General features: G+C 40.2%; 27 protein-coding genes and 1 pseudogene. 19 read left to right on the top strand and 9 right to left on the bottom strand.

Annotated features, from left to right (window positions below; translation table 11 throughout):
- The first annotated feature begins 192 nt into the window (after positions 1 to 192).
- The 5 genes from ACHUFV_RS17070 (at position 193) to ACHUFV_RS17050 (ending at position 4,948) form a co-directional block, all read left to right on the top strand.
- The gene (locus ACHUFV_RS17070) at positions 193 to 1,749 is read left to right on the top strand and encodes a spore germination protein (RefSeq protein ID WP_394236231.1); all 1,557 of its coding nucleotides are present in this window, start codon (positions 193 to 195) and stop codon (positions 1,747 to 1,749) included.
- Between the two features lie 24 nt (positions 1,750 to 1,773).
- Positions 1,774 to 2,865, top strand: coding sequence for a GerAB/ArcD/ProY family transporter (locus ACHUFV_RS17065; protein WP_394236229.1), 1,092 nt, complete (start codon positions 1,774 to 1,776; stop codon positions 2,863 to 2,865).
- Positions 2,862 to 4,037, top strand: a complete 1,176-nt coding sequence (locus ACHUFV_RS17060) for a Ger(x)C family spore germination protein (protein WP_394236227.1) — start codon at positions 2,862 to 2,864, stop codon at positions 4,035 to 4,037. Before ACHUFV_RS17065 ends, ACHUFV_RS17060 begins: the two co-directional genes overlap by 4 nt.
- Positions 4,037 to 4,261 carry a hypothetical protein gene (locus ACHUFV_RS17055; RefSeq protein ID WP_394236225.1) on the top strand — a complete coding sequence of 75 codons (225 nt, stop codon included), beginning with the start codon at positions 4,037 to 4,039 and terminating at the stop codon, positions 4,259 to 4,261. The genes ACHUFV_RS17060 and ACHUFV_RS17055 overlap by 1 nt, the downstream gene beginning before the upstream one ends.
- 111 nt (positions 4,262 to 4,372) lie before the next feature.
- On the top strand, positions 4,373 to 4,948 hold the full coding sequence (locus ACHUFV_RS17050) for a DUF4256 domain-containing protein (RefSeq protein WP_394236223.1): 576 nt from the start codon (positions 4,373 to 4,375) through the stop codon (positions 4,946 to 4,948).
- 80 nt (positions 4,949 to 5,028) lie between these two features.
- Here the strand turns inward: ACHUFV_RS17050 and ACHUFV_RS17045 are convergent, their stop codons facing one another.
- From ACHUFV_RS17045 to ACHUFV_RS17035, 3 genes and pseudogenes are all read right to left on the bottom strand, one after another.
- Positions 5,029 to 6,051 (bottom strand): NADH:flavin oxidoreductase/NADH oxidase, encoded by a 1,023-nt coding sequence (locus ACHUFV_RS17045; protein WP_394236221.1) that lies wholly within the window; start codon positions 6,049 to 6,051, stop codon positions 5,029 to 5,031.
- A 75-nt stretch (positions 6,052 to 6,126) separates the two neighbouring features.
- Positions 6,127 to 6,315 (bottom strand): annotated as a pseudogene (locus tag ACHUFV_RS17040) (hypothetical protein); the annotation flags it as partial.
- A gap of 90 nt (positions 6,316 to 6,405) precedes the next feature.
- Positions 6,406 to 6,720 (bottom strand): ArsR/SmtB family transcription factor, encoded by a 315-nt coding sequence (locus ACHUFV_RS17035; RefSeq protein ID WP_394236219.1) that lies wholly within the window; start codon positions 6,718 to 6,720, stop codon positions 6,406 to 6,408.
- A gap of 197 nt (positions 6,721 to 6,917) precedes the next feature.
- On the opposite strand from ACHUFV_RS17035, the gene ACHUFV_RS17030 reads away from it, so the two are divergent.
- The 6 genes from ACHUFV_RS17030 (at position 6,918) to ACHUFV_RS17005 (ending at position 12,847) form a co-directional block, all read left to right on the top strand.
- Positions 6,918 to 8,519: a spore germination protein gene (locus ACHUFV_RS17030; protein ID WP_394236218.1), complete on the top strand. Its 1,602-nt coding sequence runs from the start codon at positions 6,918 to 6,920 to the stop codon at positions 8,517 to 8,519.
- A 22-nt stretch (positions 8,520 to 8,541) separates the two neighbouring features.
- Positions 8,542 to 9,732 carry a Ger(x)C family spore germination protein gene (locus tag ACHUFV_RS17025; RefSeq protein WP_394236216.1) on the top strand — a complete coding sequence of 397 codons (1,191 nt, stop codon included), beginning with the start codon at positions 8,542 to 8,544 and terminating at the stop codon, positions 9,730 to 9,732.
- Positions 9,733 to 9,735: 3 nt separating this feature from the next.
- Positions 9,736 to 9,972, top strand: coding sequence for a hypothetical protein (locus ACHUFV_RS17020; protein ID WP_394236214.1), 237 nt, complete (start codon positions 9,736 to 9,738; stop codon positions 9,970 to 9,972).
- A 20-nt stretch (positions 9,973 to 9,992) separates the two neighbouring features.
- Positions 9,993 to 11,105, top strand: a complete 1,113-nt coding sequence (locus tag ACHUFV_RS17015; protein ID WP_394236566.1) for a GerAB/ArcD/ProY family transporter — start codon at positions 9,993 to 9,995, stop codon at positions 11,103 to 11,105.
- A complete protein-coding gene (locus ACHUFV_RS17010; RefSeq protein ID WP_394236565.1) occupies positions 11,106 to 12,215 on the top strand; it encodes a GerAB/ArcD/ProY family transporter in 1,110 nt (369 codons plus the stop codon). It begins immediately after the preceding gene.
- Between the two features lie 95 nt (positions 12,216 to 12,310).
- Positions 12,311 to 12,847: a GNAT family N-acetyltransferase gene (locus ACHUFV_RS17005; RefSeq protein WP_394236213.1), complete on the top strand. Its 537-nt coding sequence runs from the start codon at positions 12,311 to 12,313 to the stop codon at positions 12,845 to 12,847.
- A gap of 213 nt (positions 12,848 to 13,060) precedes the next feature.
- On the opposite strand, the gene ACHUFV_RS17000 is transcribed toward ACHUFV_RS17005, so the two are convergent.
- On the bottom strand, positions 13,061 to 13,348 hold the full coding sequence (locus tag ACHUFV_RS17000) for a hypothetical protein (protein WP_394236211.1): 288 nt from the start codon (positions 13,346 to 13,348) through the stop codon (positions 13,061 to 13,063).
- Positions 13,349 to 13,456: 108 nt separating this feature from the next.
- Positions 13,457 to 13,615 (bottom strand): hypothetical protein, encoded by a 159-nt coding sequence (locus ACHUFV_RS16995; protein ID WP_394236209.1) that lies wholly within the window; start codon positions 13,613 to 13,615, stop codon positions 13,457 to 13,459.
- Positions 13,616 to 13,743: 128 nt separating this feature from the next.
- Between ACHUFV_RS16995 and ACHUFV_RS16990 the strand changes: the two genes are divergently transcribed.
- The gene (locus ACHUFV_RS16990) at positions 13,744 to 14,022 is read left to right on the top strand and encodes an ArsR/SmtB family transcription factor (protein ID WP_394236207.1); all 279 of its coding nucleotides are present in this window, start codon (positions 13,744 to 13,746) and stop codon (positions 14,020 to 14,022) included.
- 87 nt (positions 14,023 to 14,109) lie between these two features.
- Positions 14,110 to 14,493, top strand: coding sequence for a VOC family protein (locus ACHUFV_RS16985; protein WP_394236563.1), 384 nt, complete (start codon positions 14,110 to 14,112; stop codon positions 14,491 to 14,493).
- Between the two features lie 297 nt (positions 14,494 to 14,790).
- On the opposite strand, the gene ACHUFV_RS16980 is transcribed toward ACHUFV_RS16985, so the two are convergent.
- Together ACHUFV_RS16980 and ACHUFV_RS16975 are read right to left on the bottom strand one after the other, a co-directional pair.
- Positions 14,791 to 15,156 carry a hypothetical protein gene (locus ACHUFV_RS16980; RefSeq protein ID WP_394236205.1) on the bottom strand — a complete coding sequence of 122 codons (366 nt, stop codon included), beginning with the start codon at positions 15,154 to 15,156 and terminating at the stop codon, positions 14,791 to 14,793.
- Between the two features lie 328 nt (positions 15,157 to 15,484).
- A complete protein-coding gene (locus tag ACHUFV_RS16975) occupies positions 15,485 to 15,865 on the bottom strand; it encodes a hypothetical protein (RefSeq protein ID WP_394236203.1) in 381 nt (126 codons plus the stop codon).
- Positions 15,866 to 16,352: 487 nt separating this feature from the next.
- On the opposite strand from ACHUFV_RS16975, the gene ACHUFV_RS16970 reads away from it, so the two are divergent.
- The 4 genes from ACHUFV_RS16970 (at position 16,353) to ACHUFV_RS16955 (ending at position 22,256) form a co-directional block, all read left to right on the top strand.
- The gene (locus ACHUFV_RS16970) at positions 16,353 to 16,643 is read left to right on the top strand and encodes a heterocycloanthracin/sonorensin family bacteriocin (protein WP_394236201.1); all 291 of its coding nucleotides are present in this window, start codon (positions 16,353 to 16,355) and stop codon (positions 16,641 to 16,643) included.
- Positions 16,644 to 16,798: 155 nt separating this feature from the next.
- Positions 16,799 to 18,712 carry a putative thiazole-containing bacteriocin maturation protein gene (locus tag ACHUFV_RS16965; protein ID WP_394236199.1) on the top strand — a complete coding sequence of 638 codons (1,914 nt, stop codon included), beginning with the start codon at positions 16,799 to 16,801 and terminating at the stop codon, positions 18,710 to 18,712.
- Positions 18,709 to 20,655, top strand: coding sequence for a TOMM precursor leader peptide-binding protein (locus tag ACHUFV_RS16960; RefSeq protein WP_394236198.1), 1,947 nt, complete (start codon positions 18,709 to 18,711; stop codon positions 20,653 to 20,655). The genes ACHUFV_RS16965 and ACHUFV_RS16960 overlap by 4 nt, the downstream gene beginning before the upstream one ends.
- 23 nt (positions 20,656 to 20,678) lie before the next feature.
- Positions 20,679 to 22,256, top strand: coding sequence for a SagB family peptide dehydrogenase (locus ACHUFV_RS16955; protein WP_394236196.1), 1,578 nt, complete (start codon positions 20,679 to 20,681; stop codon positions 22,254 to 22,256).
- A 228-nt stretch (positions 22,257 to 22,484) separates the two neighbouring features.
- On the opposite strand, the gene ACHUFV_RS16950 is transcribed toward ACHUFV_RS16955, so the two are convergent.
- Complete coding sequence (locus tag ACHUFV_RS16950) at positions 22,485 to 23,474, bottom strand: DUF3231 family protein (protein ID WP_394236194.1); 990 nt, start codon at positions 23,472 to 23,474, stop codon at positions 22,485 to 22,487.
- A gap of 749 nt (positions 23,475 to 24,223) precedes the next feature.
- Here ACHUFV_RS16950 and ACHUFV_RS16945 point away from each other — a divergent pair.
- Positions 24,224 to 24,373, top strand: a complete 150-nt coding sequence (locus ACHUFV_RS16945) for a hypothetical protein (RefSeq protein WP_394236192.1) — start codon at positions 24,224 to 24,226, stop codon at positions 24,371 to 24,373.
- Positions 24,374 to 24,456: 83 nt separating this feature from the next.
- Here the strand turns inward: ACHUFV_RS16945 and ACHUFV_RS16940 are convergent, their stop codons facing one another.
- A complete protein-coding gene (locus ACHUFV_RS16940; protein ID WP_394236190.1) occupies positions 24,457 to 24,891 on the bottom strand; it encodes an Rrf2 family transcriptional regulator in 435 nt (144 codons plus the stop codon).
- 193 nt (positions 24,892 to 25,084) lie between these two features.
- Between ACHUFV_RS16940 and ACHUFV_RS16935 the strand changes: the two genes are divergently transcribed.
- On the top strand, positions 25,085 to 25,723 hold the full coding sequence (locus ACHUFV_RS16935) for an NAD(P)-dependent oxidoreductase (RefSeq protein ID WP_394236188.1): 639 nt from the start codon (positions 25,085 to 25,087) through the stop codon (positions 25,721 to 25,723).
- The last annotated feature ends 98 nt before the right edge of the window (positions 25,724 to 25,821 follow it).

Below are 25,821 nucleotides of genomic sequence, written 5' to 3'. Positions count from 1 at the left end.
GGGACAAGGGACCACCGAAAAACCCCAACTCTATCAAAAGAAAGCCTTCCAACACCCCCAAACGAATAAAGGCTAATCACAGCAACTGACGTTTTACCATATACACAATATCTTACGACACAATTTCTGCATACTTTCTAACAATATAAGGAAAATTAACTATATATTGTGAAGGTAGAGGAGGGAATTGACGTGATTCGAATACGAAGGCAGCCACTAAAGAGGAAAGTAAAAAATGAAAAAGCGTCACAACTGTCTTCATCACAGGACATTCCCTTGTCGAATAATCTTGAGGAGAATATAAAATATTTCACATCGATCTACCAGGAAAGTGAAGATGTTATTTTTCGTTCTTTTGTTGTGGATCAAACAGCTGCCGCTATTATTTATATAGAAGGATTAAGTGATACGCAAAAGCTTGACGAACAAGTGCTTGTAACTTTATTAGATAAAAGCTTTCATGAACAAGACTTTCTTCGTTCTGTTAAAAACCAATTACCGATTTCTAATATAAAAACGATTACAACATTCTCAGACTGTATCGATGCTATAGGAAATGGAAATCCTATTCTGCTATTTGACGGGTTTGAGGAAGCTTTTTCTCTGGGGTTAGTGAAATTTGAAAAGCGGTCCATTGAAGAACCTCAAGCGGAAACCTCTATTCGAGGTCCAAGAGAGGGCTTTACGGAATCGCTTGGTGTTAATACATCTCTATTACGTCGAATCATTAAAGACCCTGCACTTAAAATGAAGAGCGTCCATGTTGGTAAATACACAAAGACGAAGGTTGTGATTTCTTATATTGAGGGTGTAGTAGATCAAACGCTGATTAAGGAAATCGAAAACCGGCTGAATCGCATAAAAATTGATGGTGTGTTAGAGAGTGGGTACATTGAACAATTCATTGAAGATAATCCCTATTCTCCCTTTCCGCAGGTATTGTATACGGAGCGGCCTGATGTGGTTTCTGCTAATTTACTAGAGGGCAGAGCGGTTTTGATGATTGAAGGGACACCCTTTTCCTTAATTGCGCCGGTGAGCTTTTTTAGTTTATTTCAATCACAGGAGGACTATTATGAGCGGTTTTGGATTGGGACCTTCATCCGGACGCTAAGGTTTCTTTTTTTAGCCATAGCCTTATTTCTTCCTTCGATATATGTGGCCATTACAACGTTTCATCAGGAAATGGTCCCAACCAATCTGCTGATAAGCATTGCTTCCGCTAGAGAAAGCGTCCCTTTTCCTGCTATTGTGGAAGGGCTTATGATGGAACTTGTCTTTGAAGCGTTAAGGGAGGCGGGGATACGCCTTCCGAAGCAAGTTGGTTCAGCTGTTAGTATCGTTGGAGCACTTGTGATTGGACAAGCGGCTGTTCAGGCGGGGATTGTAGCTGCACCTATGGTGATCGTGGTGAGTATTACAGGGATTGCCTCATTCATGGTCCCTCGTTATTCGATTGGACTTGCCATCCGATTGATACGGTTCCCAATCATTATCCTTGGTGGTTCTTTAGGGTTAATAGGAATAATACTTGCATTAATTCTGATTATTATCCATCTATCAACTTTAAGATCATTTGGGATCCCTTACCTGAGCCCCATTAACACGCTGCAAAAACAGCCGATGAAGGATACGCTCATTCGAACTCCTTTATGGAAAATGGGCACACGTCCACATTTGACTGGAGAATATAATGCCGTACGAGAAGACACAAACTTACATCCTGGTCCTAATAAGGGCAGTGAATAAGGCAATCATGGTGGTGAAATAAACGTGCTTGAAAAGGGAAGGATATCGGCCTTACAAATGGAATTTATGATGGTTCCGACCATTATTGCTACGGGTGTACTTTCCATTCCATCCATAGCGGGGCGATTTGCTCGTCATGACATGTGGATGACACCGATTATTGGCTCTTTAATTGGTTTTTTTACAGTATACATTGCTTGGAAGCTTCATCAATTGTTTCCAAGGCAGACACCCATCCAATATAGCGAACAAATCGTAGGGAAAGTAATTGGAAGGCTTTTTAGTCTTTTTCTTGTTTTCTTTTATATCCATGATACAGGTCTAATCATTAGACAGTATTCTGATTTCATTACCGGCAACGTGATGCTTGAAACGCCTGCGGTTGTATTTTCCATCGGCATCCTGTTTGTAAGTGCCCTTGCGGTGCGTGGTGGGATTGAAGTCATTGCAAGGTCTGCCGTTATTTGCACGACACTATTCCTATGCACATCTGTAGCCCTCATTTTTTTAATTAAGGATCTTGATGTTAGCTACATGCTGCCGATTCTAGAGAATGGACCTCTCCCTGTGATCAAGGGAGGATTTGTGCATAATGCATGGTTCAGTGAATTTTTTCTTTTGGCATTCATTTTTCCATTTTTAAATAGTCAAAATAAAGGTCTGAAGTCAGGGATGAAGGCGACTCTATACGTGATGCTTTTACTCTTAGTTGTTAACTTTTTTGTACTCACTCTATTAGGTGTTTCATCCGTTAATCAATTCTATCCTGTATTCTCTATCGTCCGTGCTATTACGGTGTTGGGTTTTTTTGAGAATTTTGAAATCATCATTACAGCTTCCTGGGTTCTAGGGAATTTTGTTAAGGTGTCTGTTTTTTTGTATGTAGCTAGTTTGGGACTGGCACAGCTATTGCGGTTGTCTGACTATCGCCTAATTGTATTTCCTTTATGTCTGCTATTAATTTTACTAAGCTATTGGGACATTCCTAATATTGTGGTTTTAGTAGATTATATGACAAAGGTACAGCCTTTTTATTTCCTTCTTGTTCAGACTGTGCTCCCCTTATTCTTACTATTCATTGCTTTAGCACGTAAGAAAAGGAGTGAGAGCGGTTGAAGAGAAAACTGCTTTGCATTATGTGTTTTTGTTTTCCGTTGCTTTCCGGCTGCTGGGACCGTGTGGAATTACAGGATCTCGCCATTATTACGGCGGCCGCGATCGACCGTATGGAGGATGGGGAAATTCAAATTTCGGTGCAGATGTTTATTCCCCGCGCCATTACAAGCGGACAAACCGGGGAGGATCCAAGCTTAGGCTCCACGTTTGTTCGTGAAGGAAAGGCAGAAAACCTTGCAAAAGCTATTTCCATGTTACAAATGAATGTACCGCGAAAATTGTTTTGGGGTCAATGTAAAATCTACATTTTTGGAAGTGAATTAGCAAAAAACGGAATTCGTAAGCCAGTTGACCTTTTGGCTCGTCATCCAGGACCAAGAGGGAATTCGATGTTGTTTGTAAGTAAGGGTAAAGCGAAGAACATGTTGACATTAGTCCCGCCACTTGAAAGATATTCAGCTGAAGCACTGAGAAAACTAACAGAAGATGAAATTGGACTGCTGTCGACTTTAAGGGATGTTGATATCGGGTTAATGGGGGAAAGCGAAAGTGTTTCTATTCCTTTAATAAAAAAACTGGTATCAAAAGAAGAGGCAAGGAAATCGCATGAAACCATACCCGTTATTGATGGGATGGCTGTTTTTAAAAAAGATAAAATGGTCGGAACGTTAAATCAAAAGGAAACTCGTGCCATATTGTGGTTAAAGGACGATGTAAAAAATAGCACAATATCCATAAAGCTTCAAGATGTGGATGGAGACATCACGATGACACCGTCGTTAGGAAAGATTAAATTTCGTCCACAAATTAAAGGGAATCGCTGGATTATGAATCTTAACATCGCAATTGAAGGAGATATTGTTCAAAACGAAACCAATTTAAATTTAATGAATAAAGAAGTCATGATGAACATGAACAAAGAATTCGAAGCGGCCTTAAAAGAAAGAGTAGCTCAAACAGCAGAAAAGCTCCAACAGGAATTCAATGCGGATGTCGTCAATTTTGGTAGGAGGTTTCATCAAAAATACCCGAAGGAGTGGAAGAAGGTAAGGAACAGCTGGGATGAAAAGTTCCCAGAGGTAGAGGTTACAATCAATGTTCATGCAAAGGTAAGGAGACCTGGTTACATTGGCCCGCCTGTAGCACTTCCAAGAGATGAGGTGAGGGAATAATGCAATGGAATTGGACTACGGTATTTTTAGTACAAGTTGTTATTTGGTTCATTGTGTTATTCGAGTGGAAGCAGTTGAAAAATAGGTCAAAGGCTGACAAATTCACATTGGCTGGAATTTTGATTATTTCAGCTCTCCTGTCTTTCTTAAATCTAGAAAACGTACCAGGACCTATGACGTTTCTTCAATACATCTTTGGCCCTCTAGGAAGGTTAATGGAGTAAAAGGCACTGGATGAATGGCGTAGGATAGCGTAAGCACGCAAAATACCTTATACTTGTTAAAAGTTACAAAGGCAAAAGGAACAATGTATATGCAATAAGGGGGAAATAAACATGGCAAATGAAAGTATAATCAACAAGGAGTTGTCACTCGAACAACGTGAAGAATTGCTCGCTATATTGAAAGACCGTTTTGAGAAAAATATGGACCGCCACCAAGGTCTTGAATGGGCTAAGGTCCAAGCAAGGCTGGAAGCTAATGCAGAGAAACTGTGGTCTCTCAATGAAATGGAAAGAACCGGCGGCGAACCCGATGTGGTTGGATATGAGGAAGGGAAGGACGAATATACTTTTTATGATTGCTCAGCGGAAAGTCCTACAGGACGCAGAAGTGTTTGTTACGACCGAAAAGCGCTGGATTCAAGGAAAAAAAATAAGCCGGAAAATAGCGCGATGGATATGGCCGCGGACATGGGCATTGACATGTTAACGGAGGAACAATACCGAGCGTTACAGGAGGTTGGAAATTTTGATATGAAGACCTCCAGTTGGGTGCAAACCCCCTCTGATATTAGAGAACGCGGCGGTGCTATTTTTTGCGATTATCGTTACGGACATGTCTTTGTGTACCATAATGGAGCAGATTCCTACTATGCTGCTAGGGGATTTCGTGGCTTGCTAAGGGTCTAAATGACTGTTCAATCATTTACTTTCTCAAGAAAGCTAAAAGGCAATCCTCATAAGGTGAGGATTGCCTTTAGTTGATTATTTTAGAATCCAGTCACATATTGTTTAGGTATAGAGGTCTCTTTTTTAAGTGTAGCTGCAGCTTCTAATGCCCAATAAGGGTTTCGTAACATCCCTCTTCCTACAGCTACAAGATCGGCTTCTTCATTTCCAATAACAGAATTTGCTAAAATAGGGTCATCCAATCTTCCAACTGCAATCACTGGAACATGAAGGGCGTTCTTAATCTCCCTTGCAAGTGGAACTTGATAAGCAGCATGCGTACCAGGCCTACCCCCTGCACCAATAGGACCTTCTCCACCTGAAGAGACATGAAAGATATCTACTCCTGCTTTTTGATAGTCCTTCGCAAATTCAATACTTTCGTTAATACCGTAACCACCTTCAACATATTCCTTTGCGGATATACGCATGATTAATGGCATATCCTCTGGCATTTCGTCTTTTGCAGCTTCAATAATTTCCCGGCCAAACTTAGTAAGTTCCTTTCCATATTCATCTTCTCTCTTATTGGTTAAAGGAGAATGAAACTGATGAATTAAATATCCATGTGCACCGTGAATTTCAATTGCGTCAAATCCTGCTTTTACCGCACGCTGTACAGCCTTACGAAATTTTTCTACCATTTCTTTTACTTCATTCGTTGAAAGAGCTCTAGGTGTCTTTGAGTTTTCATCAAATGGAATAGCAGAAGGGGCAACAGGGACTTCTGCATCCTCAGCTTTACGTCCGGCGTGAGCAATCTGGATCCCTACCTTGGCTCCATACTGATGACAGGCTTCAACCATTCGTGCTAATGGAGGGATTTGTTCGTCTGACCATAATCCTAAGTCAAAGTCAGAAATACGGCCGTCAGGTTCTACATCTGTCATCTCGATGATAATAAAACCAGCTCCACCAATTGCTCGACTTACATAGTGTAAATAATGCCAATCAGTAGCAACACCATCTTTCTTTTCCACTGAATATTGGCACATTGGAGGCATAACGATCCGGTTTTTTACTTCCAGACCTTTGAAATTAAAGGGACTAAATAAATGTTCCATGATAAAAACTCCTTTTTTACTAATAAAATTTATCTTACCCACAATTTTAGGGGGTAAATGAATATGATTGCTACCTTATGAGGCAGCATTTTTGTATGATTTTACAGGGTGTGCCTCTTTTTCTTCACTTGAGCGCTTATTTCCTTTATAGATAAAATATAGGGCAAACACCATAAAAAGTAAGGCGAATGCACGTTTCATATCTAGCTCAATTACTAAACTATTAAACCACCTAAAATGATAAATAAGTATACCGCTGACAAGTTATACCGTAAGTAGTCCTCCAATGTAACTTATATTTATATATCTAGAATAATCGATATAAGGTTTCGTAAAAAACAGAAATCATTCAACTTAGATTTCTGTTTTAAAGTATTCAGCAAACTGACGAATAACTTCTTCGTTCCGTCTATAATACGTCCACTGACCATGACGAACGGATTCAAGCAAACCAGCCTTCTGCAATATGGTTAAGTAGTGGGACACCGTAGATTGAGAAACATTAGCCTTTTCTTGTATATCCCCTACACAAACCCCGCCTTTGTAGTTTACCTCCTTCGGCAGGTGAGCCCCTTGTTTAGGGAAATGCTTCTCCGGTTCCTTCAACCACTGTAAAATGTTAAGTCGAGTTTCGTTCGATAACGCCTTAAAAATATCGATTGGTTCCATTTTTAAATTATATATCGATTTTTTTCGATATGTCAATCTAAAGAATGATATTCAGCTCCTTATGGTCATATCCATATTTTTAGCCAAAATCATAAAAATACTATTTAGGAAGATACTAATGAATATCTTTCTGAAATTGAATAACTATAATCATTCTTTTATGTTAATCAGCCATTATGTATGAAAGGATATATAGTATGAACCTATTTAAAGGGATTAAAAAGGGCTTACATGCAGACCGTTCAAATACCAAGCCACAAAAAAGTGATATAGAATCCAATAAACCTCTTACAGGTAGATTGGAAGTGGACTTAACGTCTATTCGAGAGACTTTCGAAAAAAGCTCAGATGTGATTATTAGGGAATTCCAAATAGGAAAGGAAACGAACAAAAAAGGAGCCATTCTCTATACTAGTGGTTTGGCAGATACGAAAACCATTCATAGTTTTATTATGGAATCATTAATGTTTGAAACCGATACTTCAGACTTCCACAATTTTAATAGTCAATCATGGAGGTTTTTTTATTGGATAAAAAATCGCATATTAACAATCGGAGACGTTACGGAAATTTCATGCTTGGAGGAGCTTTTTACTGAGGTATTATCAGGAAATACAGTTATTATAATCGATGGTTTTCAACAAGCAATCTCCGCATCTACAACTGGATGGGAAGATCGAGCGGTAACAGAGCCTACATCGCAGACAGTTGTACGAGGCCCACAAGAGGGATTTACTGAATCCCTACGGAAAAACACCGCTTTGATTCGTAGAAAAATCAAAGATTCTAATCTCTGCTGTGAACAATTGCGAATTGGCCGAGTAACTAAAACAAGTATAGCAGTTATGTACATTGAAGGAATTGCCAATGATAAAATCGTCCAAGAAGTCCACGAACGCTTGAATCGGATTGACGTCGATGGAATTTTAGAAGGTAGTAATATAGAGGAACTAATCCAAGATAAAACATTCACTCCATTCCCTACAGTTTATAATACAGAGCGGCCGGACGTAATTGCAGGAGGGCTTTTGGAGGGTAGGATAGCGATCATTGTTGATGGAACTCCTTTTGTTCTATTAGTTCCTGCTTTATTTATTCATAGTTTTCAATCGGCGGAGGATTATTATCAACGGGCAGATATTAGTACCCTACTTAGAATTCTCCGATATATTTGTTTCTTTATCTCGCTGCTAGCTCCTTCACTATATATCGCTGTTACCACCTATCATCAGGAAATGCTGCCAACATCCCTTTTAATAAGTTTGGCAGCACAAAGAGAAGGAGTCCCTTTTCCAGCTTTTGTAGAAGCGATGATAATGGAATTTACATTTGAAGTTCTTCGTGAAGCCGGTGTTCGATTACCAAAGGCAGTAGGACAGGCTATATCAATTGTTGGAGCGCTAGTTGTCGGCCAAGCGGCAGTTGAAGCGGGAATCGTATCAGCATCGATGGTAATCATTGTTTCGATTACGGCAATAGCTAATTTTGTTTTCCCAGCTTTCAATATGGCCATTGCCGTAAGGATGCTGCGCTTTATTATGATGGCATTAGCAGCTTCCTTGGGATTATACGGAATAACCTTAGGAATATTGACTCTAATTCTTCATTTAAATTCTTTGCGCTCATTTGGTATTCCTTATATGGCGCCTATGAGTCCATTTATAATGGCTGATCAAAAGGATGCGATTATTCGTATTCCGTTCTGGGGATTAATTTCCCGACCTAAACTAATTAGTCAAAAAAATATAGTTCGTGCAGAAAATACTCCTGTTACTAAGCCAAAAGCAAATAGAGAATAGACTATAAAAAGGATGAGGATGAATGAATAGGAAAATAATTGGTCTGATTTCTATTATGATCTTGCTCATTAGTACTGGGTGCTGGAACAGGCGGGAGTTAAATGAAATTGCTTTGGTTGTTGGAATGTCTATTGATAAACAAGAAGAAAATTACCTGGTTACTGTCCAAGTGGTCGATCCTGGCGAGGTAGCAAGTCAAAAAGGAGGAGGAGGCCGTACGCCAGTTACCACTTATTCTTCGACAGGTACTCATATTTTTGAAGCGATAAGAAGGATGACAACGGTTACCCCCAGGAGATTATACTTTGCCCATTTACAAATGTTTATAGTAAGTGAAGCGATTGCTAAGGAAGGGATAAGTAATGTATTAGAACTTATATACAGAGATCCTGAATTCAGAAAGGATTTTTTTATCGTTGTAACACAAGATGTAAAAGCAAAAGAAATCCTTGAAAATTTGACTTCTTTAGATAAAATCCCTGCTATTAAAATGCATTCTTCACTCGAGGCATCTGAAAAATCTTGGGCGCCAACCGTTGCCGTGCAAATGGATGAATTAATATCAGCTCTAACCAATGATGGGAAAAATCCAGTACTAACAGGTATTACAATCATTGGGGATCAAGAAAAAGGGGAAACGAAAGAGAATGTTGAGAAAATTGATGCTTATGCTCGTTTAAAATACAGGAATATTGCTGTTTTTAAAAAAGATAAGTTGGTAGGGTGGCTCAATGAGAAAGAGAGTAAAGGCTTTAACTTTATTTTGGGTAACGTAAAATCAACGGTTGGTAAAATTCCGTGTCCAGAAAAGGGTGAGGTTATCCTTGAAATAGTCGATTCAAAAGTAAAAGTCAAAGGCGAAGTGGTAAACGGAAAACCTAAAATATATATAAATATTTTTGCTGAAACCAATATAGGTGAAGTGGCCTGTCATCTTGATTTAACAAAGCCGAATACCATCACATTACTAGAAGAAGAGGCCAATAAGGTGAATGAAGATATCCTTCATACGGTCGTAACTAAGGCTAAAACATTAAATTCAGATATCTTTGGATTTGGTGAAATCATTCATCGTGCTGATCCGGAGGCATGGAATTCGTTAAAAAAGGATTGGGATAATGAATTTAAGAATCTGGATGTTTCGGTTCATGTGGAATACAAAATCAGACGAACTGGAGTTGTAAACCAATCCTTTCTTGAAAAGGAGGAATGATGAATGGTGCTAGCATGGGTAGGAATCCTATCGGTTACAATGTTCATCCTGCTATTTGAAATGCCACGATTAGTAAGCGAAAGATTAGTTAAAGAGAGCATTATATTTAGCGTATTACTACTAATGGGCGTAACCCTTAGTGTTTTTCAAGTCTATAGAGTTTCTATACCTAATCCGATCTATTGGATATCGATGGTATTTACACCAATAAGTAATTGGATTGATCATTATTTATTGTAAAAGGAGGCCTTTTCTTTTTGGTGGAAAAAGAGAAAATATCCTATACACAATTTATTATTTTAATTATCATGTTTATTTTAGGAACTGCTAATTTGATTACACCGTCCCTGATTGTCTCACAAGCTAAACAGGATGCTTGGCTTTCCATTTTATTTGGAATCGGAATCGCGTTACTATTAGCATGGCTATATAGTACGCTTGCTGAAAGATATAAGAACATGACCATTATTGAATATAGTCAAAGGATTTTAGGGAAATGGCTAGGATGGAGTCTATCTTTCCTCTATTGTGTATACTTTTTAATTTTAACAGCAGGTCTGCTGCATATAGTCGGAGATTTTATAACAACCCACGTCCTAACTGAGACACCCTTTATTGCCATTCAAATTACTTTTATTATGATCATCATTTTTGCCGTGCGGTTAGGTCTCGAGACGTTTGCACGAACATTTGAAATGCTTTTTCCATATGTTATTTTGTTCTTTATCGTTCTAATGTTATGCCTTATCCCACAAATTAAACTTGAAAACGTTTTACCTGTCCTTGAACATGGAGTAAACCCAGTACTTCGAGGAACAATTCGATTACTTGGCGTTCCTTATTTAGATGTGGTTATTTTTTTGATGATAGCTCCCAATGTTAATCATCCTAAAATGGTGAGAAAGTCTTTGGTAATCGCCATTTTAATAGGTGGGATCATTTTGCTTTTAGTGACATTGCTATCAATTTTAGTTCTTGGCTCTGGATTAACATCAGTATTTTATTACCCAACATATGATCTTGCCCAGAGAATTGATATCGGTCATTTTATTAAAAGAATTGAAATTTTCTCAGGAGGAATAATATTCCTGACCGCTTTTGCGAAAATTACCATTAGCTTTTATGCCTTAGTAGCAAGCTTGGCTCAAACCTTCAGTTTGAAGAATTATCAATTTTTAACGTTGCCTATTGGGATGATTACTGTTTCATTATCTTTAATTATGTTTCCGAATATTGTCTTTTTCAATTTGTTTATGATGAAACCATGGACTCCGTTTATGCTTATTTTTGGACTGTTATTTCCCTTGATTCTTTTAACTGTCGATCTGATTAAAGGGATTTTCTTAAAAAATACAAAACCTCGAGGTAGGTAGATTCCGATTAATACAGAAAAGATAAGTCCTGCACAATTATTCAGTTTAATGTTTCTTTTTGAATTAGGGAGTGCCATAGTAGTAGGATTAGGGATTCCGGCCAAACAAGATGCTTGGTTAGCTATTCTAATTGGGATGACAGGAGGAATTCCATTATTTCTGGTTTATCATTATCTTTTTCGCCAATTTCCCGACATTCCTTTAACCAGCTATATAACAAAAATACTTGGTAAATTTATAGGTCTGCCATTAGCACTTATTTACGTTTTATATTTTCTTTATATTGCGGCAAGGGTGCTTAGGGATTTTGGAGCATTATTGATTACCTCTACTTTAACAGAAACACCCATTGTTGTTGTGAATGGACTCATGATGCTGTTAATTGCTTATGGAGTGTTCAAAGGGATTGAAGTGATAGGAAGAACAAGTGAAACTGCGTTTTTCATCATGATTTTATTAGGAATGATGGGATTAAGTGTCACACTCTTTTCCGGTTTGATTAAATTGGAACGGATATTCCCTATGTTGGAACATGGATTTGAACCTGTTTTGCTAACCGCTATTAAACAGACATATACCTTTCCATTTGGTGAAATGATTGCATTTACCATGGTCCTTCCATATTTAAGCCAACCGAATTTATCGAAAAAAATTGGGGTTTTTTCCATGTTTTCAAGTGGATTAGTATTAAGTTTAACGATCCTAGTTGAAATTGCCGTTCTAGGATTCCAAGGTGTCTCTCAAGCACAATTCCCCTTGCTTGAGACGATTTCGTTAGTAAATATTGGAGACTTTATTCAACGCCTAGACATCATTGTTGTCTTTACCTTGATTTTTGGTGTTTATATAAAAATTACGGTCTTTTTTTATGCAGGTGTTTCAGGTATGATTAATATTTTCGGTATTAGTAAGACAAACTATAAGGTTATCAGTATTGTGTTGCTTGGAGCAGCTGTATTGTTTAGTTCGATATATATGACAAGTAATTATATAGAGCACATTTACACTGGGTTAAACTGGGTCCCAATCTATCTTCATTGGCCATTGCAAACTGTAGTTCCATTATTATTATTTGTCGTTACGGTAACTAGAAAAACATATAATAAATGAATATATTTTAAAAAGATGATTACTAAAAAGTTCCGCATCGAATCAATCAAAGGGTTGTAAGGCAACAGCTGGTTAAGATAGGAGTGATAGACAAAATGATTACGATAAGAAATGTACAAGCTGCAGATTTAGAGCAGCTGTTATTGATAGAAAATGAGGGCTTCGCAAGAGAAGAAGCTGCCACAAAAGATGCATTTGTGGAGCGGATTAGATTGATTGCTGACACTTTTATTCTCGCTGAAAAGGAAGGGGTGATCCTTGGGTATATAAATGGTCCTGTTATCAATCAGCCATACATAACCGATGATCTTTTTAAGGAAATTCGAGAGAATCAGCGGAGAGGCGGATATCAGAGTGTGCTAGGGTTAGCGGTGTCCAAACAAGCTAGGTCTCAAGGAATTGCCAAGCTTTTACTGAAGAAAATGGAAAAGGGTGTCATCGAGAACGAACGAGAAGGAATCACGTTAACCTGTAAACAGGAATTAGTTATTTTCTATGAAAAATTTGGCTTTGTTAACCACGGCCTGTCTGAATCAACACATGGTGGTGTAAGTTGGTATAACATGGTGAAATTAAGAGAAGGTATGATTGGATTCTTTAGTGCTGAATCGGATAATGGTGTATCCTGCTAGAGAAAAAATGGAACAGCTCTGCCGGTTCTTTCTTAAAGAAAATGAAGCTGCTGAAAAAGTTACTTTGTTAGTCAATTTAGACAGGTATTGTACGAAATCCTCTGGCGCTGTCCGAAAACCATTGTGATAAGAGTTATGCGCTACCTAAAACAGAAAATTCGTCAAGCTCCGGTAGCGTAAAAGGGTGATAGGCTACCGAAAATGGAAAATTCGTCAAGCTCCGGTAACGTAAAAGGGTGATAGGCTACCGAAAATGGAAAATTCGTCAAGCTCCGGTAGCGTAAAAGGGTGATAGGCTACCGAAAATGGAAAATTCGTCAAGCTCCGGTAGCGTAAAAGGGCTTGGTTCACGTTTTGCACAATTTCCTTTGTTTCCGGAGAATCATATGATTGTAGATCAAGTAAAGCAGAATAGTCATTCATTTGCATCTTCTTAAGCATCATTCTACTAGCCTCTACTAATTCCATCTGTTGCTTTTGTACTGAGGTTTTAAATAACATTCATTTTCCTCCTTTATACAATCTAATTGATTTTTGATGGATGAAATAATTGATAAGAAACTCCACTGTTTGTAGTAGAAAAATAAAAAACCACCTAAAGAGTGGTTTTTAATCGCGCAGGCTTCCTGCCTCTCGGGAAGTCATAGCACCTTGTCCTTCACTTACATCTTTTTGAATTTCCTGTTTTACTTTTTGTGGATCTGTTCCAGCAAATCCTGGTTTCATGATAGAGCCTAAATTCTCTTGAGTTTGATTTTCTTGTTGCATAATGTCCTCCTCAATATGTTGTATAGGCTTATTATTTACTCAATGCAGTCGTAATAACCCTTCTTTTCGTGCAACCGTAGAGTTGCCTATGGTTGACAAGCAACTATACGGTTGCGTATACTCGATGTATGAATGGAGACAAAGACGCTATTTTCAAGGCACTTGCCGACTCGACACGGCGACTCATATTAGACGAGCTTTCTGATCGCAACGAGCAGACGTTGTATGAACTTACGGTGCGACTGATAATGAAGCACAACCTGTCTATTTCGCGACAAGCAATTGCTAAACATATTGCAGTACTCGAGGATGCAGGGCTTGTAAAATCAGAGCGAAAGGGAAAATATCGAGTCATTATTTTTAACAACGAACCACTGAAAGATTTGCTGGAGGGATGGATAGAGTAATATAACTTCTCGGTAATGTAGGGGGTTTTGTTTGACCATTTTGTTGCAGAGTATCAACGTGGTAAATATTAAAGGAGGCTATACATGATGAAAATTATTGTTACCAGTATATTCGTACAAGACCAAGACAAGGCACTAGAGTTTTATACACAAACATTGGGCTTTGTGAAAAAGCATGACGTTCCTTCAGGTGAATACAGATGGATCACGCTTGTTTCTCCCGAGGAACAAAAAGGTACTGAGCTTCTACTTGAACCGAATGCGCATCCAGCCGCGAAAGAGTATCAAGAGAAGCTATTTGCCGAAGGCATCCCGGTAACTATGTTTGGGGTAGAGGATATTCACGCAGAATACAAACGATTAATGGAAAAAGATGTAAAGTTTGTGATGGAGCCAACAACAATGGGCGAAGTCACTATAGCTGTCTTCGACGATACATGCGGCAACCTTATTCAGATAGCGCAGCAGTAATTGTCTGAACGATTATTTTAGCAACTTTATTGTAGTGAGCTATTGTAGAACAATTAATAATTAAGAAACCCAGCTAAACATGGATAGGTAGCTGGGTTTTTAGTATTGGAATTGCAAAATAATACTCTAAAAAAGCCCAAATTATCGGTAGAAAAGTGACACTAATTAACTATAAACTGTGCAGTATGTGGTAGATAAACGAGGATATTTAGGGAGTACTTGATAAAGAAACCGTGATCGACATCACGGTTGGAAAGTTTCTTCATTGAAATCCGGCTGATCCCCTTTTAACTTATATTAGTATTTTTTCGGATGCGGTGTATGGTGCGGATGCGGTGGATGATGCGGATGCGGTGGATGATGCGGATGCGGTGGATGATGCGGATGCGGTGGATGCGGCGGATGATGCGGGTGCGTTGTATGATGTGGATGCGGTGTATGATGCGGGTGCGGTGTATGATGCGGATGCGGTGTATGATGCGGATGCGGCGGATGATGCAGATGATGTGGATGCGGTGTATGATGCGGATGCGGCGGATGATGCGGGTGCGGCGGATGATGCGGGTGCGGCGGATGATGTGGATGCGGTGGATGATGCGGATGCGGCGGATGATGCGGATGCGGTGGATGATGCGGGTGCGGTGGATGATGTGCCATTGTCATAATTTGTCACCTCTCTTTTAAAGGATAGTACATTATATTAGATAATGTTTAAATAGACAGGGCGTACCATGTGGAAAAAAGCCAATTTTTTGGATATGTTGCACACAATCCATACGAATTTAATGCATAGTTCGACAAAAGGGAATATATCCTTTTGTAACGGTAGCAAACAAATCAAGAAGGTAGAGAATGGGTGATACACTTTCGTTCGAATGGATTCTATCGTCAAAAGGTTTTGAAAAAGTTTCGTAAAGGTTAACTCTCCTTAAACAAAAGAGGGCCATTCATTAAAAGGGCCCACATGGATATCTTTATTAAAATCTTATTACTATCTATTAATGACTGTACATTCCCTTGCTCCCCTAGCGATAAAACGACGTGCCTCAGCTAATGTGATTCTCACGAGCACTGCTTCGTCTGTGTCGCCTTCTTCCACATCGAACACGGCAAATGCATCTACGCCTACAATCAAAATACAAATAAACTCTACTTCTACGTCATTAGATCTCGGAAAACTACTTCTAATTTCACACAGTTCTATTCCTGCATTCAGCAATGTCCTAGCCTCACGTTGCGAAATTCGAATAAACACGAACTCCTCGATCTCAACATTACCTGCTTCAACTTCGATTTCTACTAAAAGAAAAAAGCGATTTCTAATTCGAACGATACAATTTGCCCCAATTGCAATAATGTCCTCCATTCGCATACATATATCACCTCCAATTTCTATTAAATGTAGGGAGTGATCGGAAAGTGTGGACAAAGCTAATCTAAATTCTTTAATTAAGGAGAAAGCCTTTCTTAAGTAAATGAGTCCCATTTTATGGTGCTATCTATTATCAATAAATACCGGTGTGATGAGCATTCTCAGGGGCATGGGGTTTGTTGGCAACGACTACCCGATGCGGGTAGAAGAGGTTCTTTCCTTGGTACCTTTTTAATGTGAGATTTATAGCATAATCACACTTTTAAAAGAGATTGTCCTCTTCGGAGGCACCCCTTTTAGCAATTCAAGAGTTTCTGAAATTCAGCAAAATAGGCTTTAATATCAGTAGCAGTAACCATCCATAGTACATATTTTGTTGAGGAGGATTCGAAATGATTATATTCACCTATATTGAAGGTGCATTTGTCATACCTCGCTTTTTGAAATTGAATCTGCCCTTGGATAAAGTATGTAGGAGGTTAAATAAATGTACGATTTTCAAAATGAACTTCAAGCGTTAAATCTCGGTGATTACCAAGCTTCTCAACCAGTGCAATACGATCCAAACCAACTCTATGGTGATCAAGACCGTATATTCCTAGGTGTGGGCGGTTTTGGCCGTTGTTCTAGTTGCTTTAGCAGCTGTTTTAATTGCTTTAACTGTTTTAACTGTTTTCATTGTTCTAACTGTTTTCATTGTGGAGGATTTCGTTGCGGCGGACATCATTGCGGAGGCGGACATCGTTGTGGTGGAGGACATCGCTGCGGAGGATGGTAATTTTCGCTCTATAAAAGAAAATCAGTTGCTTATAGAGAAGAGCCCTTGCATGGTTGCAGGTGCTCTTCACTTTAAGTATGAACATAAGGGACAAATTGACGTACATAGGATAATAGTGATGATAATGAATGATGTGGACCTAAGGAGGAACAAAAGTGACAAAATTAACCCCTTCTGCGCGTCTGAAAGTCAAAAGGGACACGTTTTTTCTCCCATATCCAAACAGCGGTGTGTTTTTTCGGAACAATGTAAGCTCCTTTCGAATGGAAGGCAGTATGATCGATAAGTGGGTTGAAAAGTTAATGCCGATGTTTAATGGCCAGCACACTTTGGAGTATTTGACAACCGGACTATCAGGTCCATACCGGGACAGAGTGTTTGAAATTGCAGAAACGCTGGTGAACAACGGATTTGCACGCGATGTAAGCCAAGACCGTCCGCATCAATTGACGGAACAGGTCCTTAAAAAACATGCTTCTCAAATCGAATTTGTCGATAACTTAATAGATTCAGGAGCGTTCCGTTTTAAATGCTATCGACAGTCGAAGGTGTTGGCGGTAGGATCCGGGCCATTTTTTATTTCGTTGATTTCTTCGTTACTGACTTCCGGTCATCCAACGTTCAAAATCCTGATAATGGATAATAATCAGAGTGATAGACGACGGTTGAACGAACTTGTGGCTCACGCTCGTAAATCTGACGATGAAGTGGTGATAGAGGAGCTTGCACAAAACAAGGAAAGAGATTGGCAGGATGTAATGAAACCGTTTGATTACATTTTGTATGTTTCAGAAAAAACTGATGTAGAGGAACTTCGACTTCTACATAAGGTTTGCAGGGATGAGAGGAAGGTGTTTCTCCCTGCTATTTCCTTGGAACAGGTAGGGTTAGCTGGCCCGATTGTGCATCCAAATACAGAGGGGTGTTGGGAGTCCGCATGGCACCGTCTTCACCAAACAGCCCTCAACAAGGACCAGTCATTTTCCGGCTATTCTCCGACGGCAGGATCTATGCTTGCCAATGTGATCGTATTTGAGATGTTTAAGCATGTGACAGGTGTGTCTGAAAAGGAACAGAAAGAACGATTCTTTCTCCTAGATTTAGAAACACTTGAAGGCAGCTGGCATCCGTTCATTCCACATCCCCTAGTAACTGGACATCTTTCTTTTAGATTAGTAGAGGATATCGACGTAAGACTGGAACAGAGAACAGAGAAACGTGATCCGAGTCCATTACTAATTCACTTTGATCAGCTGACATCCAAGGTATCAGGGATTTTTCATAAATGGGAGGAAGGGGATTTAAAGCAGTTACCATTATCGCAGTGCTCCGTTCAAGCAGTCAATCCATTAGCAGAAGGCCCTGCAGACCTATTGCAGGAGAGAGTATGTTCAGCACTAACACATCAGGAAGCGCGAATAGAAGCAGGGCTGACTGGGATAGAAATGTACGTCTCAAGAATGGCCGACATCCTTGAACTGCCGTCACATGTGAAAGTAGCTGCAGGTAGTATGTTTGCGGAAGGGGTTGGCCGGGGGCTGCAAAAATGTTTGGAAGAGGAGTTAATCAGACAAAGCCGAGAGCCGAGTTATTCCGTTTCTATCGTGAAGTTGAGGAAGGTAGAGGACCAACGCTGCCGTTTTTATTTGCAGTCTCTAACAACCATGCAAGGTGTACCGACTATTGCCTTAGGGAAGCATGTGTCGGGATTTCCAGTTGTGTGGGTGGGCACGAAAGATGGATGGTATGGCAGTGTAGATATGAATAAAACCTTGGCACTGCGAAACGCGCTGCTGCAGGCTATTGCAAAGGGCCAAAACCATGGAGAATCGAAAACATCGCGGCCATTGGAAGTTCCCTCATTATTTTTGGATGAAAAAGAACCACAAAGCATAGAAATCCCAGCGTGTGAAGACAGGATTCAGTCCGAGGACCTTCAGGAGGCAATTGCAGTCCTTGAACAGAACGGAAAGCAGCTTCAGGTGTATGAACTGGATGTGGAACCTTTTCTAAAACAGGAATTGGCAGGGGTATTTGGGGTATTGGTTCAAGAGGAGGGATTCAAGTGAGTGCTGTTGTGTTAGTGGTCGGAGAAGGAATCTTGTCAGACTTGATATGTGAAGAAATGTCCTCACAATACCTAGTGGTTCGTCAATCTAATTTCGAAAGCATCCTCCCAGCCACCATCGATTTAGCATTGGTACTGCACGATGTCTGGAATCCCTCGGTTTATCAACAGGCAGAACAGGTGTTTCGTCGTATCAACACTCCATGGATGCGCGGTTTTGTGTCTTTTGGAGAAGGAATCATAGGTCCCCTGGTTCGGCCTGGTACCCCGGGCTGTACTCAATGTGTGGAGACAAGACGTCTTTTGACAGGGAATGACCGTAGAGACATGAGGGAGATGCAGAGGCGGTTGGAGTCAAATGGGGGAATGCACCAGGAAGCTTGGGCATCACGCACGGGACTCCAACAGTTGGCGCACATAATCGGAGCAGAGGTAAAAAAAATCCTGCTAGGAGAAGAGGCGGCCTCCGCAGGAAAAGTCTGTTTTCTCAATCTGAAAACCTTGAATAGTTCATGGCATAAGTTCCTGCCTGATCCTTTGTGTTCCGTTTGCAGTTCCATACCAGACGATTCACCCGAACTGGCAAGTATTTTATTGAGAAAAACTCCAAAGGTTAACCGAGATGATTTCCGCACCCGTTCGTTAGATAGTCTGAGTCCTGTTTTAGTGAAGGACTATCTCGATCCACGTACAGGGCTTTTAAATGATAAAATCGTCAACCTTGTTCATACATTTGCGGATGTAAGTGTTAATTTGCCTTTGTTCGAGGGAGATGAGGGAACAGCGGGCCGGACCAACTCCTTTGCGGTAAGTGAGTTAACGGCGATATTGGAAGGATTGGAGCGATACTGCGGACTTCAGCCCCGTGGTAAACGGACCGTGGTTCATGATAGTTATAATCGGTTGAAAAATCAGGCACTCCATCCGATTAAAGTGGGTGTGCACAAAAAGGAACAGTATCAAAGACCTGATTTTCCATTTGAAGAATTTGATCCCAATCGCCCCATCAATTGGGTATGGGGATATTCATTTTTACAGGAGCGGCCGATCCTCGTCCCCGAGCTGCTGGCCTATTACAGTTTGGGCTGCGAATCGCGAGGGTTCGTCTATGAGACTTCCAATGGATGTGCGTTAGGAGGTAGTTTAGAAGAAGCAATTTTCTATGGGATTTTGGAAGTGGTGGAGCGTGATTCGTTCTTGATGACTTGGTACGCGCAGCTTCCTTTGCCACGTCTTGATCCATACGCCACGGCAGATCAAGAGCTTCTGTTAATGATTGACCGGATGAAAACGGTTGGAGGATATGATTTACATGTATATAACTCGACCATGGAGAACGGAGTCCCCAGTATTTTAGCCATCGCGAAAAATAGAAAGCAAACAGGTTTGAATCTGATTTGTGCGGCCGGAGCTCATTTAGACCCAGTGAGGGCTGTAAAAACTGCGGTTCATGAGTTAGCCGGGATGATGCTGTCATTGGATGAGAAATTGGAGAAGAACAAGTCGAAGTATGTACGGATGTTACATGACTCAACCTTGGTGAGACAGATGGATGATCATGGGATGCTGTATGGATTACCGGAGGCCGAAGAGCGACTAAAGTTTTTGCTAGAGGATAATCGCCCATTAAGAACGTTTGATGAGGAATATGGTTCTAGACGTAAACATGTAGATCTTACTGATGATCTATTGGAACTTCTTCAAGAATTTCGCCGCTTAAACCTCGATGTGATTGTGGTGGACCAGTCGACACCGGAAACGATTCGAAACGGACTATATTGTGTGAAAGTGCTGATTCCTGGAATGCTTCCGATGACGTTCGGACAGCATCTTACACGAATAACCGGACTTGAGCGGGTGCTAAAGGTCCCGAAGCTATTGGGCTATACAACGGAACCGCTGACGACCGAGCAGCTTAATCCTTATCCGCATCCGTTTCCATAGGCAGCCACCAGGAGGCGATCGATATGAATCTAGATGAGTTTCTGCACTATTTACATTTCGATATTGAGAAGGCAAGCATCCCGAATTGGGAAGTGGATTGGGAGGATGGTCCACTTGCCTATAAACTATACCGCGATTTGCCTTTCGTACCATTACCTCTAAACATACCGTTGACACTTGAAGGTTCTACAGATTGCTCAAAGCCTGATCTTCGTAATATCAGTCATTTTCTATGGTATGTCTACGGGCTGACTCAATTTAGTCAAACTGTTTTTTTAGCGGGTTCTGGAGAGAACAACGCAGACATGATGCAATCGTTCAGAAGATTTGCTCCTTCGGGAGGCGGGTTGTATCCAAACGAATTATATGTATATTTGAAATTGGATGATTTGTCCCCTGGGCTGTACCATTACGATGTGGCACACCACCGCTTGATCTTGCTGCGAGAAGGCAATTTCGATTCATATATCGCCCGGGCTCTTGGTCATCGCTGTGACATATCCTCTTGTTTTGGTACTGTTTTTGTGTCGACGATGTTTTGGAAAAATTTTTTCAAATATAATAACTTTGCCTACAGGCTTCAGGGGTTGGATGCGGGCGTATTGCTGGGGCAGCTATTGGAAGTATCGAAACGGTTTAGCTGGGAATCAGGGGTGTACTTTCAATATCTTGATCAGGCCGTCAATCATTTGCTAGGGATATCGGAAAAAGAGGAAAGCGTGTATGCAGTCATCCCGTTATCGGTAGAACCCACCATTTGGTCAGCACATGGGAGTGAAAGGGAAAGAATAGGATCCTCAGAAGAGCTGATCCGGGAATTACAAGCGATTCAGCCTGATCACTATGTCCGCTCAAAGAAGGTAAAAGAATTTCCCATGTTAACCCTATTAAATCAAGCTGCCATGCAACATTCTCCATCTTCGTTTAGCTTAGTCAAGGAAAAGCGAAAGGTGAACGCTGAAGGTCAACGGGTTGCGCTTCCAGAAACAGAGTGGATGTCATATGATTTGGCTGCTGCCTGTCGAAATCGATTTTCTCCTAGTCTTGATTTCGTGTTGGGGAAAGTCAGTCAACAGCAAGTAGCATATCTCCTGCAGGAGGCGACGGACTCCTTTTCGTATCGAAATGATTTGGAAGCTGTGCATCATAACCATGAGCAACAAGTCACTCTAAGTGTTTGTATCTATAATGTTGAAGGGATCCCTAATGGTGCCTATCACTATGAACGTCATGCTCATGCACTAAGAAGGATCCAACCCGGGGATCACCGACTCCTGCTCCAATCCGGGATGTCAATGGATAATGTTAATTTGCTCCAAGTCCCACTCTGCTTTCATGTTACAGGCGAGAAGAATTACGATAAAGATGCCTTCGGATATAGAGGATATCGTATCCAGCAGATGGAGGCAGGCATGCTCGTGCAACGATTACTCATCATTGCATCAGCGTTAGGATTAGGAGGCCACCCACTCCTCGGATATGATGTGACATTATGTGATCACCTGTATCGGTTGGATACTCAAGGGAAAACGGCTCTCATCCAAATTCCTATTGGTCCATATCAACATCGCCCATGGTTAGTAGGTGGATTACATTGGTAAAAGCTTTATTCATGAAAAAGCGTGAATTCATATACGGATTCACGTTTTTATTTTTGTTGACCTTTGGTGAGGGTATTGCTAGAAAGCAACAAAAAAGAGCATAGTTATGCTCTTCAAACATCTGAGTTTTTATTGATTTATCCCCTCTAATTTCTCGATATTCCATGTACCATCATACAACACACCATTTGCCGTCACATTTGTTTGTATCCATGCGCCAGAGTTTTTTTAATCGGAATCTGGTTGTTTTTCAAACCATCCGTGTTTAACCATAATGTTGTAAGATATAGCACCAGCCTCCATAGCGTGGGTAAATACTTTAGAATAGTTGAGCAGTATATCCGATCGGAAGTTTGAGCCTAATGATGCACCGTAGTAAGTAAGAGCCGCATTTACTAAAAATCCTGCATGAAACATGATCAATTTGTCAGAAAACGGGCTTACAGTAGAATCGGTAATCTCATCATCCCATTTTTCAGGGATTGGCAAATCATCCTGTTGTAAAATTGCATCAAAGCTGTCAGCATCTTTCCCGGCTAATTTAAAATTTTTTAACATAAAATTACGAACGTCTTCACGAACGGCTACCTGACTAAAAGCTAAACTTAACGAGCTGATAAATCCGGTTTTCGTTGAATTAAAGAACAAAGTGCTGATTTCCGAACTATATAGTGGTCTTTTGTCCCCAATTAAATTTGAAATGAATCCTGGTGATTCCACAAACTCCGCCCCATGTGGTGAAGGAATGGAGGGGACACTAGTATATTTAGGCTGATTTTTAGCCAATTGTAGTACTTTTGCAAACAATTCCCTAGATGATACCGTACATTCAAAAAAATAATTTTGAATGTCTTCCCGCTCTGTGTTTGCGATAGCTAAACTATAAGCGGTTAACCCGTGTATAGTCATAATATAGGAGTAAAAAAGTAAAAATTGATCGGAAAATAGGCGTGGTGCATGAACATTCACATCATTCTCCGTAAATCCTATTGGGATTTGGTAATTGGCACTTTTTAAAAATTCCGTAATTTTTTCTAGATGGCTTTCCGCTAACTGTAAGGAGGATTCTAAAATAGGCTTAATGTCTTTGCTTTCAACAATACTTAGAAAATATTTGTAGACACATACTGCCATACTATCGCCCATATATTGAAGCCAAAGAGCGGACAATTCAGCAGCAGTTAAACTGTTGGTTTTGGTTTTGCGAAAAATGTCCAAGGAAACACCGCCGATTTGTTTATAAGTTTACTATGAACTGTTCGTTTAGGAATGAAATAAAAGATGCCCAAGAAGAAAATAAAAGGATTTGAATCCTATTATCAATCGATTTTTTCATCCCTTCAGTATTTATAGCTTTTACAGTTATTAAGAAAAATATAAGTGAAGCAGGAGTTCCGTTCACGGGGATAGGTTCGTTGGCCAGAGCCATAATAGTTCTCGTGGGCGATGAGGGAATTGAGGTCCACTATCTCTCCCAGTTCGGCGAGGAACATGCTTATGCTGTGCACGTATCGGAAGACAGATTGAAGCTTATTTTGGCAGACCGCAGGATATTGAATGGTGTTTTTAATTGTTGATTCTCGTGTAGGCGGAGCAATTCCGGCTAATGCAAAACGGAGGGCAAAAAAAGCAGATATAAGCGGAGAATTTCCGATTAGCTGCCCTAAATAAGTCAAAATCCAAGGATTTGGATCATATAAACGGAAAAACCTCCTTTATTTTTAAGGAAATAGGTGTATTTCCTGATTTAAGCAGAATTTTTCCGTTTATTTTTCAGACCAAGTGAATAGACATCCAGTGAGACGGGCTATGTGGACGGGTACCGTGGTTCTTAAAAAGGCTTATCTACAGAAAGAACCGCGTGACCCGTCCCCGCGGCTTTCTTCGAATAATGTTTTAATTTAAACGCATATTTAAACGCGAATGTTAACACTACTATAAATAAGACGAAATATAGGAGTGAATAGATGGATAAAAACAAAGGAAAAACACCAAATCTATCAGGAAGTTTTCAAGTGATTGCAGATGACCGAAAAGATGCTATAGAAAACTTGAGAAAAGACAACAAATTAGATGAAGAAACGGAATACTACGCACGTCTTTTTATGGAGGAATAGAACACTGGTAGATCACGGGTACGGGTACCGTGGTTCATAAAAAGGCTGATCCAAAAAAAAGAGCCGCGGGTTCCGTGGCTCTTTTAACAGGTATTCTCTTTTGCAGCAATATCCTTCACAACATCCTCTAAAGTAACACTGTTTAAAACCTTCTCCATGGCCAATTGGGCTGCTGTGAATAATGGTTCAATGGTATGCTGGATGTTTCTGCCTACAGGACATTCAGGATTGGGATGATCATGAACCGTAAATAGCTCTTTTTCCTGTACAACATTCACTGCTTTATAAACATCAAATAGTGTTATTTCAGATAATTCCCTTGCGAGCTCTGCTCCAGCAACGCCAGGTCGAACGTTTACTAATCCTGCATGTTTGAGCATCCCCATAATTTTTCGTATGACTGCAGGGTTTGTATTTACACTTCCTGCAATATACTCTGAAGTACTGGTTCCATTTTTATTTAATTCAATTAGAGCTAATATATGAATGCCTACAGAACATCTGCTGCTAATGGACATAATAATCACCTTTCATAACTAAATGTATCACCATCATACGCCTGTAATTTATCTAATTACAAGTATACTTACTACTATACTTTCTAACGAAATGGGCAGAATATTAAAGGTGTTGACAAATGTCTTAAGTGTAACTATTATGATTACAGGTAATCAAGTTAGTTACAAATTACATTCATAGGGGGATTTAAAAATGAAGATTGCAATTATTGGCGCAAGTGGTAAAGCAGGAAGTCTTATTTTAAAAGAAGCAGTAAGTCGTGGACATGAAGTGACAGCTATTGTAAGAGATGCTTCAAAGCTTGATGATAAAAGCGTTGCTGTAATGGAGAAAAATATATTTGACCTTACATCGGATGATGTGAAACCGTTTGATGTAGTGGTTAACGCTTTCGGTGCGCCACTTGGTGAAGAGCAAGCACATGTTGATGCCGGACACGCATTAATTGAGGCACTAAAAGGAACCAATACAAGAGCCATTGTTGTAGGTGGAGCTGGCAGCCTTTATGTGGACGAAAGCAAAACCGTTACGGTAATGGAAACACCTGATTTTCCAGAGATCGTTATTCCGACTGCTACAGGCCAAGGACGTAACTTAAAAGAATTACAGGAAACCACGAATATTACTTGGACATTTATTAGCCCTTCTGCGGTGTTTGATGCGGAGGGAAAAAGAACGGGTTCATATCAGTCTGGAAAAGACAATCTTTTGGTTAATTCAAAAGGCGAAAGCTATATTAGCTATGCAGACTATGCGATTGCAGTAGTGGACGAAATTGAAAATCCGCAGCATATCAATGAGCGCTTTACCGTTGTTGGTGAAGCAGAATAAGTAGTAAGTAAAAACGAGCCAAGGGGACGTGTACCGTGGCTCCGGCAAGTATGCTGATTCAAGATCCGGACCGAGGGACCCGTCCCCGTGGCTCTATT

The sequence above is a fragment of the Niallia oryzisoli genome (genome assembly GCF_043641075.1).
GTDB lineage: Bacteria > Bacillota > Bacilli > Bacillales > Cytobacillaceae > Bacillus_BD > Bacillus_BD oryzisoli_A.
Note: the sequence above shows the minus strand (reverse complement) of the source record. Positions and strands in the feature narration are given on the sequence as shown.